A 14,773-nucleotide genomic window follows, 5' to 3' on the forward strand; every position below is an offset into this window, starting at 1 on the left:
CGCGAACGCAAAACCTACCGCAGCATGAACGACATCGCGGACAAACAGTTGAGCATGCGCACCGCATGTTCAGCCGATGCCGCGCCAAAGCGCAACGTGACGGAATCGACACGCGTGATTGTCGGCCATTGGCAAAACAGATCGGCGAGTGCGCTCGTCTGCACGCGCAATTCGCACTCGACAGGCTTTGCGGCGCCGCGCGTGGCTTGCGACGGCTGACCGTTGGCGAGATGCTGCCGCACCACCTCGCGCGCAGCGCTTTCGATGGCCGCGCGAGCGCTTGCCGGCGACTGCGTGACACCGCTCGCGTGTCCGGTCGCGCTCTTCGTCACGACAAAGCGCGCGCCCGGAAAGCGCGGCGCGGTTTCCTCGGCGAAAACGTCGTCGCCGGATAAAAGCGCTACCTGTGCGCCATATTCTTCCGCCAGCGTGCCGTAGAGCCCCGCCTCGCCCACTTCCACGCCGTTCAGCGACACGCGTGTAAACGCGAAACTGTTGATGGTATGCGCGAGGATGCCGCGCGTTTGCGACATTGCGTGATACCCAATCATGAAGACGAGCGCGGCGCCGTATTCCAGACCGGCCATCATGCCGAGCGTGCGCGGTTTGCCGAGCACGATCCGGGCTCGCGGGTCTAGCAGGTCGGGCAGCAGATTGCGAAAGCCGCCGTGCGAATCGTTGACCCACACCTGAGTCGCACCGCCGGCGAACGCGCCTTCAATGGCTGCGTTCGCTTCGAGCGTCATCCAGCGGCGCGCAGCTTCGTATTCGCCGTTGCCCGAGCGCGTTTGTTCGGGATGAAACACGCCGGCAATCCCTTCGATGTCGGCGGAAATAAGGACTTTCATCAGGACTTTTTCTTCAGTAAATGCGCGAGGTCGGGAACGCTCTCGCGCAGTGATAGACGCCTATGCCCATCGCGGCCGGTCACGGACTCCGCGCTCCACAACGCATCAAGAATCGCCTGTTCGACGCTGTCGGCGCAGGCGCGAAAGAGCGGGTCCATGTGTTGATCGGCGAGCAGAGGCGCCACCGCGATGAATTCGGCCATATGCGGCACCGTGTAGGCCGTTGAAAAGGCGAGCGCAATATCGCCGCTACCGTGACCATAGACAGAACCCGTGCGCGCAAGGCCCGCGGCCGCGCGCAAAGAAAGGCGCTTGAGTTGACGCGCGTCGAGCGGTGCATCGGTTGCCACGATCATGATGATCGAGCCTTGCTCCGGCTTCGCGAGGTCCGCAGGTTTGCCCGCCGATTCCGCCTTCGCTGTTGCCGCACGCTCGGCAAGAATGCGTCCGAGCGGAGTTCCGTCGACGATCAGCATCGGCAAACGGCCGAAGTTGGCGAGCACCAGCGCGCCCACCGTGTATTCACGTTCACCGATCCGCGCGACACGCGAAGCGTTGCCAATGCCGCCCTTCAGATCGAAGCACGACATGCCGCGCCCCGCTCCGACCGACCCGCTCGCGACGCTCGTACTCGCCGCGTCGTATGCCTCGTTGAAATGCTGCTCGTTGATGGCTAACGCCTGGATATCGTTCAGATATCCATCGTTGCATTCGAACACCAGCGGATTGACGGTCGACCACTCGCGGCCAATGCGCGGATTGGCGCTAATGCCCGCGCGGATCTGCGCCTGCGCCACAGCAGGCACGCTGAAGGTATTGGTCAACGCAATCGGCGTTTCGAGCGTGCCCAGTTCGTCCACCTGCACGAGCCCCACACTCTTGCCGAACCCATTGATCACCGCCGCCGCCGCCGGCACCTTGTCGAGAAACGGATCGCCCGCATGCGGACGGATCACGGTCACGCCGGTTTGCAGTGCGCCTTCATCGAGCGTGCAGTGTCCGACGCTCACGCCATGCACGTCGGCAATCGTGCCCAGCGGGCCACAACGCAAGTCGCCGATATGCGGCACATCCGGCAAGTTGTGCAACTCCGGCAACTGTGTCGAACTCATGGGCGATCGAGCTTCGGGTCGAGCGCATCGCGCAAACCGTCGCCGAGCAGGTTGAATGCGAGCACGGTCAGGAAGATCGCGAGACTCGGAAACAGCGCAATATGCGGAGCAGTGACCATGTCCGCGCGGGCTTCGTTCAGCATTGCGCCCCACTCGGGCGTTGGCGGTTGAGCGCCCAGTCCGAGAAACGACAAACTAGCGGCGGTGATGATCGACGTGCCGATGCGCATCGTGAAATACACGACCACCGACGAGATCGTGCCCGGCAAAATATGACGCACGATGATGGTCCAATCCGACGCACCGATACTGCGCGCCGCTTCGATATACGTGAGCTGCTTGAGCATCAGCGTATTGCCACGCACGAGCCGCGCGAAGGCTGGAATGCTGAAGATCGCCACCGCGCAGATCACATTGATCATGCCGTTTCCCAGAATCGCGACCACGCCGATTGCAAGCAGAATGCCGGGAAAAGCAAACAGCACGTCGGCCACGCGCATGGTGATGCGATCCCACCATCCTTCGTAGTAACCTGCGAGCAGCCCGAAGAAAGTGCCGATCACCGCACCGATCGCAACCGACAAAAAGCCGGCTTCGAGTGAAATGCGCGAGCCCGCGAGAATGCGGCTGAAAATATCGCGGCCCAATGAATCGACGCCGAACCAGTGCGCGGCTGATGGCCCTGCATTCAACGCGTCGTAGTCGAAGAAATTCTCAGGGTCGTAGGGCACGATATGCGGAGCGGCAATCGCGACCACGACCAGCAGCAGCACGAAAATGCCTGCGGCGAGCGCCACGTGCTGCTTGCGAAACTTGCGCCAGAATTCGCTCCAAGGTGTGCGGATCGCGCGCTCTGTGCCGGGCGGTTTGGCCGCATCCGGCCCGGTGGCTGTCGTGCTCATGCAGGCCTCACTTGAAACGGATAGTCGGATTGATCACGGCGTACAGCACGTCGACGACCAGATTGATGATGATGAATTCGAGCGAGAACAACAGCACCTCCGCCTGAATCACCGGATAGTCGCGCATGGACACCGCATCCACCAGCAAGCGCCCGAGCCCTGGCCAGTTGAAGACGACCTCGACCACGATCGAGCCGCCGAGCAGAAAGCCGAATTGCAGACCCATCATCGTGACGACGGGGATCATTGCGTTACGCAGACAATGTTTGACGATCACGAGCCGCTCGGGCACGCCCTTCGCGCGCGCGGTGCGCACGAAATCCTCATTCATCACCTCGACGAACGATGCGCGCGTGAAGCGCGCCATCACCGCAGCGACGGCCGCGCCGAGCGTGAGCGAAGGAAGTATGTAGCTCTGCCACGAGCCGTCGCCGACAATCGGCAGCCAGCCGAGCTTCACGGAGAAAACCTCCATGAGCAACATGCCGAGCGCGAAAGCGGGAAACGAAATACCCGACACCGCGAGCGTCATGCCGAGCCGGTCGGGCCAGCGATTACGCCAGACCGCCGACACGATGCCGATGCCCATGCCCAGCACAACCGCCCACACCATGCTCGCGAGCGTGAGCAGCAGCGTCGGCATGAAGCGCTCGCCGATCTCCTGGCTAACGGGCCGCTTGCTACGCGTGGAGGTTCCGAAATCGCCGTGCGCGATCTTCACGAAGAAGTGCGCGAACTGCTGCGGTATCGGCCTGTCGAGTCCGAGGTCCGCGCGCACCAGTGCGACGGTCGCTTCGTCGGCATCGGGACCGGCGGCGAGCCGCGCCGGATCGCCCGGCAACAGATGCACGAACAGAAAGACCAGCACCGCGACGATAAAGAGCGTCGGCAGCAGGCCGAAGAGACGTTTGACGAGGAAGGTCAGCATTGAAGCTCAATCAGGCAATGAAGCGGGCAACGGGGTGTCATGTGCGGCAGCGATGCGAGCGCGCGACGCTCCATGTTCTGATGCAACATGCAGCGTCGCACGGTCAACTCATCACTTGACCGCGATCTCGTCGAAATTGAACGAGCCGTCCGGCGCGACATAAGCGCCCGACAGACGCTTGCTGCGCGCATACACGACCTTTTCCTTGACGAGGAAAATCCACGGCGCGTCGGCCCAGATGCGTTTTTGCGCGTCCGAGTAGAGCGCGGCCTTCTGCGTGCGATCTGTGGTTTCGAGCGCCTGCTTCAGGTCGCCGTCGACGGTATCGTTCTTGTAGTAAGCGGTGTTGACCATCTTCGGCGGGAACGAGACCGACGCGAGCAGCGGCGTGATCGCCCAGTCGGCTTCGCCCGTCGACGACGACCAGCCCGCGTAGTACATGCGCACCGGCGCGGTAGTCGCGTCTTGCGCGCTTTCCACCTTGGCCACACGCTGGCCGGCCTCGAGCGCCTCGACCTGCGCCTTGATGCCGACTTGCGCCAGTTGCTGCTGCACGAACTGAATGACCTTCTGCGCGGTCGAGTAGTTATACGCGGACCACAGCGTGGTTTCGAAACCGTTCGGATAACCCGCTTCCTTCAGCAACGCGCGAGCTTTCGCAGGATCGTACGGCCAGGGCCCGAGCTTTACCGCATAGTCGACGCCTTGCGGCACCACGCCGTCAGCCGGCGTTGCATATCCGGCGAACACGACTTTCGTGAGCGCCTCCTTGTTGACCGCATAATTCAGCGCCTCACGCACCTTCGGATTGTCGAACGGCTTCTGATTCACGTTCAGGCTGATGTAGCGCTGAATGATCGACGGCGATGCGATCAGATCGACCTTCGGGCTCGACTGCAATTGCGCGGCCTGCTCGAACGGCACCTGAAACGCGAAGTCCGCTTCGCCCGTGCGCATCAGCGCGGCGCGCGTGTTGTTGTCGACCACCGGCTTCCAGTCGATCGCATCGATCTTCGGATAGCCCTTCTTCCAGTAGCCGCCGAACTTCTTCACCGTCAGGTCCCCTGCCGGGTCCCACTTCACGAGTTCGAACGGCCCGGTGCCGACCGGATGGAACGCGATGTCCTTGCCGTACTTCTTCAGCGCGTCCGGCGAAATCATCACCGCCGACGGATGCGCAAGCACGTTGACGAATGCCGAGAACGGCGCCTTCAGCGTGATCTTCACCGTGTACGGATCGACCACTTCCGTCTTCTCGATGCGGTTAAACATGTTGTAGCGCTTCAGCTTGTTCGCCGGATCGGTCACGCGGTCGAAGTTCGCTTTGACTGCGGCGGCATTGAAGTCGGTACCGTCCTGGAACTTCACGCCGTGACGCAGCTTGAAGGTGTAGACGCGCGCGTCCGGGCTCGCTTCGTAGCTATCGGCGAGCACGTTGACGAGCTTCATGTCCTTGTCGAAGCCGAAAAGCCCTTGGTAGAACGACTTCGCGACGGCTTGCGACAGCGTGTCGTTGGCATCGTACGGATCGAGCGTCGTGAAGGTGGAGGCGACGGCCATCACCGCGGTGGTTTCGGCGTGCGCCGCATTGCCCGCGAGCATCGCGAACATTACCGCGCCGCCGCCGATCAGCGCGCGCAAACGAAACGTGGAAGACGGGACCAGCAGGTTCATGAGTTGGCTCCAGGCTGCGAAATGGAATGGTTTTTAAGTTGCTGCGAGACGATTTGCTTTGCGTTGTTGCATCGGGTCTTTGGGTCTGGTTTTGTGCCTATGACTGCGCTCGTCGCCGTTCAATACGCGCCGCCGACGCGATGTTGTGCGACGAAGTGACCCGGCCCCACGGCGACGAGCGGCGCGACGGCCGGTTCATCGTTCAAGGAGCGGATCGGGCTCGGGATTTCATCGGCGGCGAGCATCCGTTTCGCGTGACGCCGCGCGGGATCGGCAACGGGCACCGCGCCCATCAGCTTTCTCGTGTACGGATGCTGCGGCGCTTCAAACACCGCGCGGCGCGGACCGATCTCGACGATCTGGCCCAGGTACATGACGGCAACGCGATGACTGACGCGCTCGACCACCGCCATGTCGTGCGAGATGAACAGATAGGCGACGCCGAGTTCGCGTTGCAGATCGAGCATCAGGTTGACGATCTGCGCCTGCACGGAGACGTCGAGAGCGGAAACGGATTCGTCTGCAATCACGACTTTCGGATTCAACGCGAGCGCGCGCGCAATTGCGATGCGTTGCCGCTGGCCGCCGGAGAATTCATGCGGATAACGGCGCGCGGCTTCGGGCGGCAAGCCCACTTTTTCGAGCAGCCACGCGACGCGCGCCTGCGCCTCTGTGCCTTGCGCGACACCATGCACGAGGAGCGGCTCCATGATCGAGAAGCCGACCGTCAGGCGCGGATTGAGCGACGCAAACGGGTCCTGAAAAATAAACTGGATGTCGCGGCGCAGTGCCTGCAAAGCAGGTCCTGTCAGCGAACTGATTTCCTTGCCGTCGAACTCGATCGACCCGCTCCGGCTTTCCACAAGCCGCAACAGCGAGCGGCCCGTGGTCGACTTGCCGCAGCCCGACTCGCCGACGAGCGCGAGCGTTTCGCCTGGCCGAAGATCGAAACTGACTTTCTCGACTGCATGCACGCGACCCGTCAGGCGGCCAAAAAGCCCGGTTCTGACCGGAAAGCGCGTGACCAGATCGTGCACGCGCAGAATGGGCGGCGTGTTTTCGTCGACATGCGGTTGGGCTTCCTTCGCGACGGCGGCTGCCGGGCGCACGGGTTCATCGGCGCCGCTCGCGCCCGCCTGCTCGACCGTCAGGATCGGAAATTTCGCGGGTTGATCGGTGCCTTGCATTGCGCCCAAACGCGGCACTGCGGCGAGCAGCGCCTTCGTATAAGGATGCGACGGCGCCGCGAAGAGCGCATCTGACGCACCCTCTTCCACCTTTTCGCCGCGATACATCACCAGCACGCGGTCCGCGACTTCCGCGACCACGCCCATGTCGTGCGTGATGAAGATCACGCCCATGTTCATCTCGTCCTGCAAGCCGCGAATCAGTTGCAGGATCTGCGCCTGAATGGTCACGTCGAGCGCGGTGGTCGGTTCGTCGGCGATCAGCAAGGCGGGCTTGCACGACAGCGCCATCGCGATCATCACGCGCTGGCGCATGCCGCCCGACAGTTGATGCGGAAACCGCGCCGCCACGCGCCGCGCCTCGGGAATGCGCACGAGTTCGAGCAGACGCAGCGTTTCCGCGAATGCCGCCGAGCGGCTCTTGCCCTGATGCAGCGAGATCGCCTCACTGATCTGGTCGCCGACCGTGAAGACCGGATTGAGCGAGGTCATCGGCTCCTGAAAAATCATCGCGATGTCGGCGCCGCGAATCGAACGCATCGTGCCGGACGACGCTTTCGCGAGGTCGAGCACGCTGCCGTCGCGGCGCCGGAATGCGATGCTGCCGCCGGCAAGGCGCCCACCGCCATGCTCGATCAGCCGCATCAACGCGAGCGATGTCACCGATTTACCGGAACCCGATTCGCCCACTATCGCGAGCGTCTCGCCGCGCTCGACCGTCAGCGACAGATTGCGCACCGCGTTGAAGGTGGTCTCGCCGCTGCGAAACGCGACCGACAGGTTGTCGACTGCGAGCACGCGTTGCGGCGGCAGGCTTCCAATAATCGGGCTGGCGGTGTGCGATGAAGTCGGCACAATGGTTCCTTTGAATTCGAACGCGCTAGCGGTGTTCAACAATGTTCAGGGTAACGAACTAACGGTAGATCGCCGTCGTCGGCGCTTCGCCAAGGCGCGCGAAACCGCGGTACATGCCCTCGGTATTGAACGGCAGCGCGATGTTACCGCGTGCGTCGACGGCGATCAGGCCGCCGCGGCCGTCGATCTTTGGCAGGCGGTTCATCACGACGTCGTGCGCGGCTTCCTGCAACGACACGTTGCGGTAGGCCATTTGCGCGGCGACGTCGTAAGCCGCGACCATGCGCATGAACATTTCGCCCGAGCCGGTGGTCGAGACCGCGCAGGTTGCGTCGTCCGCATAGCAGCCCGCGCCGATCAGCGGCGTATCGCCCACGCGCCCGACCTGCTTGTTGGTGACGCCGCCCGTCGACGTCGCCGCCGCTACGTGACCGTGCCTATCGAATGCGACCGCGCCGACAGTGCCGAACTTGCGGTTCGGATCGATCGGCTCGTGCGGCGTGGGATCGGTTTTGTCTGTAGCCGACGGCGAAGCGGCGAGCGTCGCGCCGTCGTGATCGAGCATCGCGCGTTGTTGATCCCGCGCGAGCAGCCATTGACGATGACGCGCTTCGGTATCGAAGTACTGCGGTTCGACGAGTTCAAGTCCCTGCGCGGCCGCGAAGCTTTCCGCGCCTTCGCCGGTAAAGAGCACGTGTTCGCTGCACTCGAGCACGCGGCGCGCCGCCAGAATCGGATTGCGCACGCGCTTCACGCAGCAGATCGCGCCGGCCTCGAGCGTGCTGCCGTCCATGATCGCCGCGTCGAGTTCATGCGTGCCCGCTGCCGTGTAGACCGCACCCCGGCCCGCGTTGAATAGCGGACAGTCTTCGAGCAGCCGCACGGCCTCGCTGACTGCGTCGAGCGCGCTGCCGCCGTCTGCAAGCACGCGTTGGCCGGCGGCCAGCACCCCGTGCAGAGCCGCGTGGTATTCAGCCTCGGCACTGGCCGACAGCGACGCGCGCAGGATCGTGCCCGCGCCGCCATGAATGGCAATGACTGCGTTGTCGTTCATCGTTTGAGTTTGGGTTTTGCCTGGGTGGTGCGGGGGTTTGCAACTGCGCTTGTTACTGTGGTCTCAACCGTGGGCCTTAGCGCGGGATCGCGCTTGGCCCCCCGCGCGGCGCCCGTCTTTGCGCGCACTGACGCACGCGCGCTGCGCGCCGGTTCGCGCGCGGCTTCACCGGCCCCACTCGCGGATGCGGACAGCGGGTCAGTGAGCCACGGCAATACGAACTCAGTAACTTCGGCGGCAGCCTTCACCGAGCGCTTAGCTCGATAAGCGACCGCGTCGCATAGCGCTTCGATCACAGCAAGAACAGCGGCGTCGGCGTTCGCCGCGAGGCGGCGTTCGGAGCGCACGTACAGCGAGAGATCGGCGAATTGCGCGAGCGGCGAGCGCGGTCCGTCGGTCAGCGCGAGCACGCGTGCGCCGCGAGTTGCCGCACGGCGCGCGAGTTCGATGGTGTCGTCGACATAACGCGGGAAGGCAATGCCGATCACGAGGTCACCCTTGCCGCAATTGAACAGGCGCCGCGCGGCATGCGACGGTCCGCCGATGAACGCGAGCGACTGAACGTTGTCGTGATACGCCATCAGGCCGTGCTCCATCAACCCGGCCAGGAACGCGCTCGTGCCCGCGCCGAGCACGAACACGCGCCGCGCGGCAAGGATCGCTTCGACCGCGGCCTCGGCGGCGGCGCTGTCGATCGCCGTGCGGGTCAAGTGCAGATTGTTGGCCGCCTGTTCAAGCGACGCGTCGACCACGTCGTCGCCCGCAGCGAGCGACTCCTGCGCGCTGCGCAGCCGTTCGACCGGCGCGAGCGTCGCCTCGAAGCCGCGCACGAGCGCCTCACGGAACTGCGGATAGCCGTCGAAACCGAGCGCGCGGGCAAAGCGATTCGCCGTCGCCACCGAAGCGCCGACCACGCTCGCCAGTTCGTCGATCCGCATGGTGGCCGCGCGAAACAGATTGGCCAGCACATACTCGCCCATGCGCCGATGAATGGGCGTGAGCGTAGGCATGGCCGCCTCGATGCGCGCGGCGATGGCCTGCTCGGCCGGATTGGATGCTACGGACGGTTGATGAATCATGCGAGCGAAGCGGCGCAGTAAGCGCGGTAGTTGTCTCCGAAGACCAATCGCGTCGAGGTGTAAGCGAATTGGATGAAAGTATATTTACATGGAAATAGTCCGAGAAAAAATTCATTTTCATTTTTTGGGGTTTGCCCTAGCGCTCATCGTGCAGTGAAGTTGATCTTCAGCAAGCCGTGGCGCGTTCCTCGGGAATGCGCGCGAGCCGCGCCGCAGGCGACATTGCGATGATCAACGCCTGCACGAGAAAGGCCGCTGCGGCGGCGACCAGGCAGGCGTCCATGTTCCAGCGCGCACTGATCGCCGCGCCGAGCAGTGCGCCCGCCGGCCGCGCGCCATAGGTGGCCGTGCTGTTAAGCGCGGAGACGCGGCCCATCATCCGCTGCGGCGTGATCGCCTGACGCAGCGTGGTCGAGCCGACCACCCACAGGATCGGTCCGGCGCCGAGCAGAAAGAAACTCAGCAGCGCAAGCCAGAAGGACGGCGCGACGAGCGTCCCCACCATCACGAGCGACGCGAGCAGCCCGCACGACGGCCCGATCAGGAGCACGCGCCCAAACGCGAGGCGTCGCGCGATGGCGGGTGCGGCCAACGCGCCGCACACCATGCCGACGCCATAAGCGCCAAGCGTGATGCCTACCGCCGAGGCGCTCAAGCCCAGCCGATGCACCGCGTACGGCACATACACCGCTTGCAGCACGAAGAAGCCGAGGTTGAAAAATACGGCCGTCGCGAGCATGGGAAACAGTAGTGAATCGCGCAACACGAAGCGCGTGCCTTCGCGCAACTCCAGCATGAAGTGGCGCGCGGGTGCGGCCGCGCGCGACGGTTCGCGCAGTCCCGCGAGCAAGCCCACCGCGAGCGCCGACAACGCGGCCGCGCAGCCGTATGCCCAGCCCGCGCCGATCCACCCGACCAGCAGGCCGCCTAGCGCCGGCCCAGCTGAATACGCAACGCTGCGTGCAAGTTCGAGACGGCCGTTCGCGCTGGCGTACGCTTCGCGCGAGACGATCGACGGCACGAGCGAAGGCGCCGCGACGTTGTAGGCCACCGTGCCGGTCGCGGCCACGAAGCCGAGTGCGGCGAGAAACGGCAGGCTGAGCGCATGGGTCATTAGAAGCATGAGCACGCATAGCATTGCGACGACGCGCACGCTTTCGGCGAACGCCATCAAGGTGCGGCGCGAGCGGCGGTCGGCCCATACGCCGAGCGGGATCGACAGCAACAGGAAAGGCAACGTCTGCGCTGTCTGCAGGAGGCCAGTGCCGCGTGCGTCGGCGCCGAGCGCGAAGACTGCGACGAGCGGCGCGGCGGCGAGGCTGATCTGCTCGGCGGATTGAGCGACGAGGTTAGACCATGCGAGCCGCTGGAAAGCGGCCGGTAAACGGACACGGGATGAAGACGACGTGGCGTGCATCGATGGCTCCGGCAACGAAACAGGAGCCACCATCGTGGCCGCGATAACACCGCGGGACGCCCCGCTTCTTGCGGTGTTATTCTTCGCTCGCCATGAATCTCGAAAGCATTCTCTTTACCCAGGGCTTCGGCTCGCGCCGCCAATGCCGGGCGCTGATAGGCGACGCTCGCGTGAGCATCGGCGGCACCGTATGCACCGACGCCGACGCCGATTTCCCCACCGACGATGCGTCGTTCTGCTTCAGCGTCGACGGCGTGGTTTGGCCATATCGCGAGCGCGCATATCTGCTGCTCAACAAGCCGGCCGGCTACGAGTGCTCGCGCGATCCGCAGCATCATCTGAGCGTATTCAGTCTGTTGCCGCCGCAGTTCGCCGAGCGCGGCGTGCAATGCGTCGGGCGGCTCGACCAGGACACCACCGGCTTGCTGCTGCTCTCCGACGACGGCAAGTTCGTCCACATGTTCACGTCGCCGAAACGCAAGGTTCCGAAGGTGTACGTCGCCACAACCCGTCATGCGATCGACGACGCGCAGTTGAGCGCGCTGCGCAATGGCGTGCTGCTGCACGGCGAGTCGAAGCCGGTCGCGGCGGTAGAGGCCGATGCTCGCGGCGAGCACGCGTTGGCGCTCACGGTGATGGAAGGCAAGTATCACCAGGTCAAGCGGATGATCGCGGCGGCCGGCAACCGTTGCGAAGGGCTGCATCGCGAGCGCGTTGGCGGACTCGCTTTGCCCGCGACCCTCGCGCCGGGCGCGTGGCAATGGCTCGACCAGACCGACCTCGGATCTTTACGGAGCGGGTAAACCGGTAGGACGCACGCAACCGTCTGACAATTAGGAAACCCCTGTGCGCATCCGCACATTCGCGCGACCGCGCGTGCGATCGACGCTGCGCCGCAGCATGCTCTTCATCAGGCCACGCCCTATACTCGTTTAAACAAAGACTACAAAGAGTTCAAGGAGCGGCCATGATCGTCCATAACGGAGTCATGCTCTCGTACGTGTTGCCGGCGTTCGTGTGTGTCGGGTTGCTGCTGATCGGCGGACTGCTGATCGCCATGCGGCTGCGGCACAAATACGATCCGAATCTGATCGGCGCGTTGATCGGCGGAATGTTGTGTTTCCTGCTGCTCGAAGCGCTGCCCGCGCTGACCTGAGGGACGAGGCGCGCTGCTGTGTGGTGCTGCGCGGCGACGCTTCACGAAGTTATCCGGCCGATGTCCGGCGGACCTTCTTTGCCGCTGCGTCGCCGGGCTTCTGCGGCAATCTGATGCGGCTAGCGGGGCTTCATGGCCTGCTTGCAACGTCCTTAGCAGCGTCCTTAGCCACTTCCTCAGCGCCTGCCGCTTCGCGCAGGAAATCTTCGACGCTCGGATAGCGCAGGCGCACGCCTAGCTCTTCTTTCAAGCGGCGATTAACGAGCCGTCTCGACTCGCGCATGAACGACAGCAAGGTCGGCTCGATCTGCTCCTCAGCTTGCGCTCGCGTGATGCGCGGCGCACGAGCCAAACCGAATGCATCGGCGACGAGATCGAAGTACTCACCCATTTTCAGCGACGAGTCGTCGGACGCGTGAATCACGCGCGCCGGCCTGCCGTGAGTGGCGAGGCGCACGAGAATCGCGGCGAGGTCGTCCGCATGAATGTGGTTGGTGTAGACGTCGTCGGCATCGACGAGCGCCGGTGTGAGTTTTTCAAGCCGCGCGAGCGGCAGGCGGTTGGCTGCATAAATGCCCGGAATTCGCGCGATGCTCGCGACAATCGTCCCGCGAGCGGTCGCGCGTCGCAATTGCTGCTCGGCCGACACGCGGCGTTTCGCACGCGCATTGGCCGGTTCGGTGACGCGCGTCTCGTCGATCCACGCTCCGCCACAATCGCCGTAGACGCCCGTCGTGCTCGCATACACGAAGCGCAGCGGCGCGCGTGAAGCGGCGGCGCGGCGAAGGCCGTCGGGTACAATATTGGCTAGTCTCGCGAGTGACCGTGCTTGTGCCCATGAAGCGCGCGCGCGGCGCAAGCGCCCGACCGGTGCGATGGTGGCGGGGGTCCCACGTATGCCAGGCAACGCTTGGGCGCGGCGCATCGCCAGGGCTGATAGCAACGCGCGGGTGCGGCGGTCGTCGTCGCCGGTTTTCTGCGGCGGCGCCAGATGCAGCACCGTGGGCGCGAGTCCCGCGAGCCGTTTCAGGCTGCGGCGTTCGTCGAGATCGCCGACCAGCGGCGAAACGCCCGCGGCACGCAATTCGGCGCTGCGCTCCGCATGGCTTGTCAGTGCAAAGACGTGGGCGTGCTGCAGCAGGGGTACGCAGCGCATGCCGACATCGCCGCAACCTACGATCAGCACGCGCGGACGGCGGAAGTTTCGGGTCGCTTTCATGGTGCACGCATTGTAGCCGTCAAGCGCGGCGTGCACCGGGCGACAATACCGCTGGTTCGGGCGATCCCGGTTATCCGCCCCCGTCTCTCCGTTAACGATTACCGACTTTTCGACTTCGAACACTTTATGGCATTTAACGTCACGCTCCGGCAAAGCGGCCGGCAGTTTCAGGTAGAACAGGACGAGCCGGTGCTGAACGCCGCCTTGCGTCAAGGCATCGGTCTGCCGTACGGCTGCAAGAACGGCGCGTGCGGTTCGTGCAAAGGCGCTGTGGTCAGCGGCCAGGTTGAGCAGCGCGCGCATTCGTCGTCGGCTTTGTCGAACGAGGAAAAAACGCGCGGCATGGCGCTCTTCTGCTGCGCGACGGCGTGCTCCGATCTCGAGATCGATATCCGCGAAGTGGCGGGCGTGGGCGACGTGCAGGTGAAGAAACTGCCGTGCCGCGTGAATGCGATCGAGCGCAAGGCCGACGACGTCGTCGTGCTCAAGCTGCAATTGCCCGCTAATGAACGTCTGCAATATCTGGCCGGTCAGTACCTGGAATTCATTCTGAAGGACGGCAAGCGCCGCAGCTATTCGATGGCGAATGCGCCGCACGCCGAAGGCCCCATCGAGCTGCACATTCGCCACATGCCTGGCGGCGCGTTCACCGACCACGTGTTCAACGCGATGAAAGAGCGCGATATCCTGCGCTTCGAAGCGCCGCTCGGCACGTTCTTCCTGCGTGAAGAGTCGGACAAGCCGATCGTGCTGCTTGCTTCGGGCACCGGCTTTGCGCCGCTGAAGGCGATCGTCGAGCATGCGGTGTTCAAGAACCTGAACCGCCCAATGACGCTGTACTGGGGCGCGCGTCGCAAGAAAGATCTGTATCTGCTGGAACTGGCCGAACAATGGACGCGCGAGATTCCGAACTTCAAGTTCGTGCCGGTACTCTCTGAGCCGGACGCGAGCGATGCGTGGACCGGCCGTGTCGGCTTCGTGCATCGCGCAGTGATCGAAGACCTGCCCGACCTGTCTGCGTATCAGGTATATGCGTGCGGCGCGCCGGTCATGGTCGAATCGGCACAGCGCGATTTCACGCAGCATCACAGCCTGCCCGAAGACGAGTTCTACGCGGACTCGTTCACGAGCGCGGCAGACCTGGCGAACGCGGTTTGACTCGAAACCCGCTGCAAAAACCGGCCCGCTCGTTGCGACGAGCGGGCCGTACCTCAAACAACGTGTCAGCATCAAGACGGGCGCGCAAAAACTGGTAGGCGTGCCCGTCGTCATGAATTCGTGCAAATTCAAGGTTTACACCAGCGCTTTTCTTGTCGTATTCTTTCGCGCATGAACCGCATCC

General features: G+C 63.9%; 13 protein-coding genes. 3 read left to right on the forward strand and 10 right to left on the reverse strand.

Annotation, left to right across the window (positions count from 1 at the left end; all coding sequences use genetic code 11):
- Positions 1-14 precede the first annotated feature (14 nt).
- The 9 genes from RW095_RS31190 to RW095_RS31230 all read right to left on the reverse strand — a co-directional run bounded on the left by RW095_RS31190 (position 15) and on the right by RW095_RS31230 (position 11,056).
- Positions 15-848 (reverse strand): M55 family metallopeptidase, encoded by an 834-nt coding sequence (locus tag RW095_RS31190; RefSeq protein WP_317022531.1) that lies wholly within the window; start codon positions 846-848, stop codon positions 15-17.
- Entirely contained in the window at positions 848-1,960 is a 1,113-nt protein-coding gene (locus RW095_RS31195) for a DmpA family aminopeptidase (RefSeq protein WP_317022532.1), read from the reverse strand. Before RW095_RS31195 ends, RW095_RS31190 begins: the two co-directional genes overlap by 1 nt.
- Positions 1,957-2,862: a glutathione ABC transporter permease GsiD gene (gene gsiD, locus RW095_RS31200; protein WP_317022533.1), complete on the reverse strand. Its 906-nt coding sequence runs from the start codon at positions 2,860-2,862 to the stop codon at positions 1,957-1,959. Before gsiD ends, RW095_RS31195 begins: the two co-directional genes overlap by 4 nt.
- Before the next feature lie 7 nt (positions 2,863-2,869).
- Positions 2,870-3,790 (reverse strand): glutathione ABC transporter permease GsiC, encoded by a 921-nt coding sequence (gsiC, locus tag RW095_RS31205; protein ID WP_317022534.1) that lies wholly within the window; start codon positions 3,788-3,790, stop codon positions 2,870-2,872.
- A 111-nt stretch (positions 3,791-3,901) separates the two neighbouring features.
- Positions 3,902-5,464, reverse strand: a complete 1,563-nt coding sequence (gene gsiB, locus RW095_RS31210) for a glutathione ABC transporter substrate-binding protein GsiB (RefSeq protein ID WP_317022535.1) — start codon at positions 5,462-5,464, stop codon at positions 3,902-3,904.
- Positions 5,465-5,583: 119 nt separating this feature from the next.
- Positions 5,584-7,506, reverse strand: coding sequence for a dipeptide ABC transporter ATP-binding protein (locus RW095_RS31215; RefSeq protein WP_317022536.1), 1,923 nt, complete (start codon positions 7,504-7,506; stop codon positions 5,584-5,586).
- A gap of 58 nt (positions 7,507-7,564) precedes the next feature.
- On the reverse strand, positions 7,565-8,560 hold the full coding sequence (locus RW095_RS31220; RefSeq protein WP_317022537.1) for an isoaspartyl peptidase/L-asparaginase family protein: 996 nt from the start codon (positions 8,558-8,560) through the stop codon (positions 7,565-7,567).
- A complete protein-coding gene (locus RW095_RS31225; RefSeq protein ID WP_317022538.1) occupies positions 8,557-9,639 on the reverse strand; it encodes a MurR/RpiR family transcriptional regulator in 1,083 nt (360 codons plus the stop codon). Before RW095_RS31225 ends, RW095_RS31220 begins: the two co-directional genes overlap by 4 nt.
- A gap of 166 nt (positions 9,640-9,805) precedes the next feature.
- Positions 9,806-11,056, reverse strand: coding sequence for an MFS transporter (locus RW095_RS31230; protein WP_317022539.1), 1,251 nt, complete (start codon positions 11,054-11,056; stop codon positions 9,806-9,808).
- 92 nt (positions 11,057-11,148) lie between these two features.
- Between RW095_RS31230 and RW095_RS31235 the strand changes: the two genes are divergently transcribed.
- Together RW095_RS31235 and RW095_RS31240 are read left to right on the forward strand one after the other, a co-directional pair.
- A complete protein-coding gene (locus RW095_RS31235) occupies positions 11,149-11,859 on the forward strand; it encodes a pseudouridine synthase (RefSeq protein WP_317022540.1) in 711 nt (236 codons plus the stop codon).
- Positions 11,860-12,023: 164 nt separating this feature from the next.
- Positions 12,024-12,212 carry a hypothetical protein gene (locus tag RW095_RS31240; protein WP_027776314.1) on the forward strand — a complete coding sequence of 63 codons (189 nt, stop codon included), beginning with the start codon at positions 12,024-12,026 and terminating at the stop codon, positions 12,210-12,212.
- Positions 12,213-12,342: 130 nt separating this feature from the next.
- On the opposite strand, the gene RW095_RS31245 is transcribed toward RW095_RS31240, so the two are convergent.
- Complete coding sequence (locus RW095_RS31245; RefSeq protein WP_317022541.1) at positions 12,343-13,431, reverse strand: NAD-dependent epimerase/dehydratase family protein; 1,089 nt, start codon at positions 13,429-13,431, stop codon at positions 12,343-12,345.
- Between the two features lie 126 nt (positions 13,432-13,557).
- On the opposite strand from RW095_RS31245, the gene RW095_RS31250 reads away from it, so the two are divergent.
- Positions 13,558-14,589, forward strand: a complete 1,032-nt coding sequence (locus tag RW095_RS31250; RefSeq protein ID WP_317022542.1) for a CDP-6-deoxy-delta-3,4-glucoseen reductase — start codon at positions 13,558-13,560, stop codon at positions 14,587-14,589.
- Positions 14,590-14,773: the final 184 nt, after the last annotated feature.

It is taken from the genome of Paraburkholderia kirstenboschensis, assembly GCF_032806925.1.
Lineage (GTDB): Bacteria > Pseudomonadota > Gammaproteobacteria > Burkholderiales > Burkholderiaceae > Paraburkholderia > Paraburkholderia kirstenboschensis.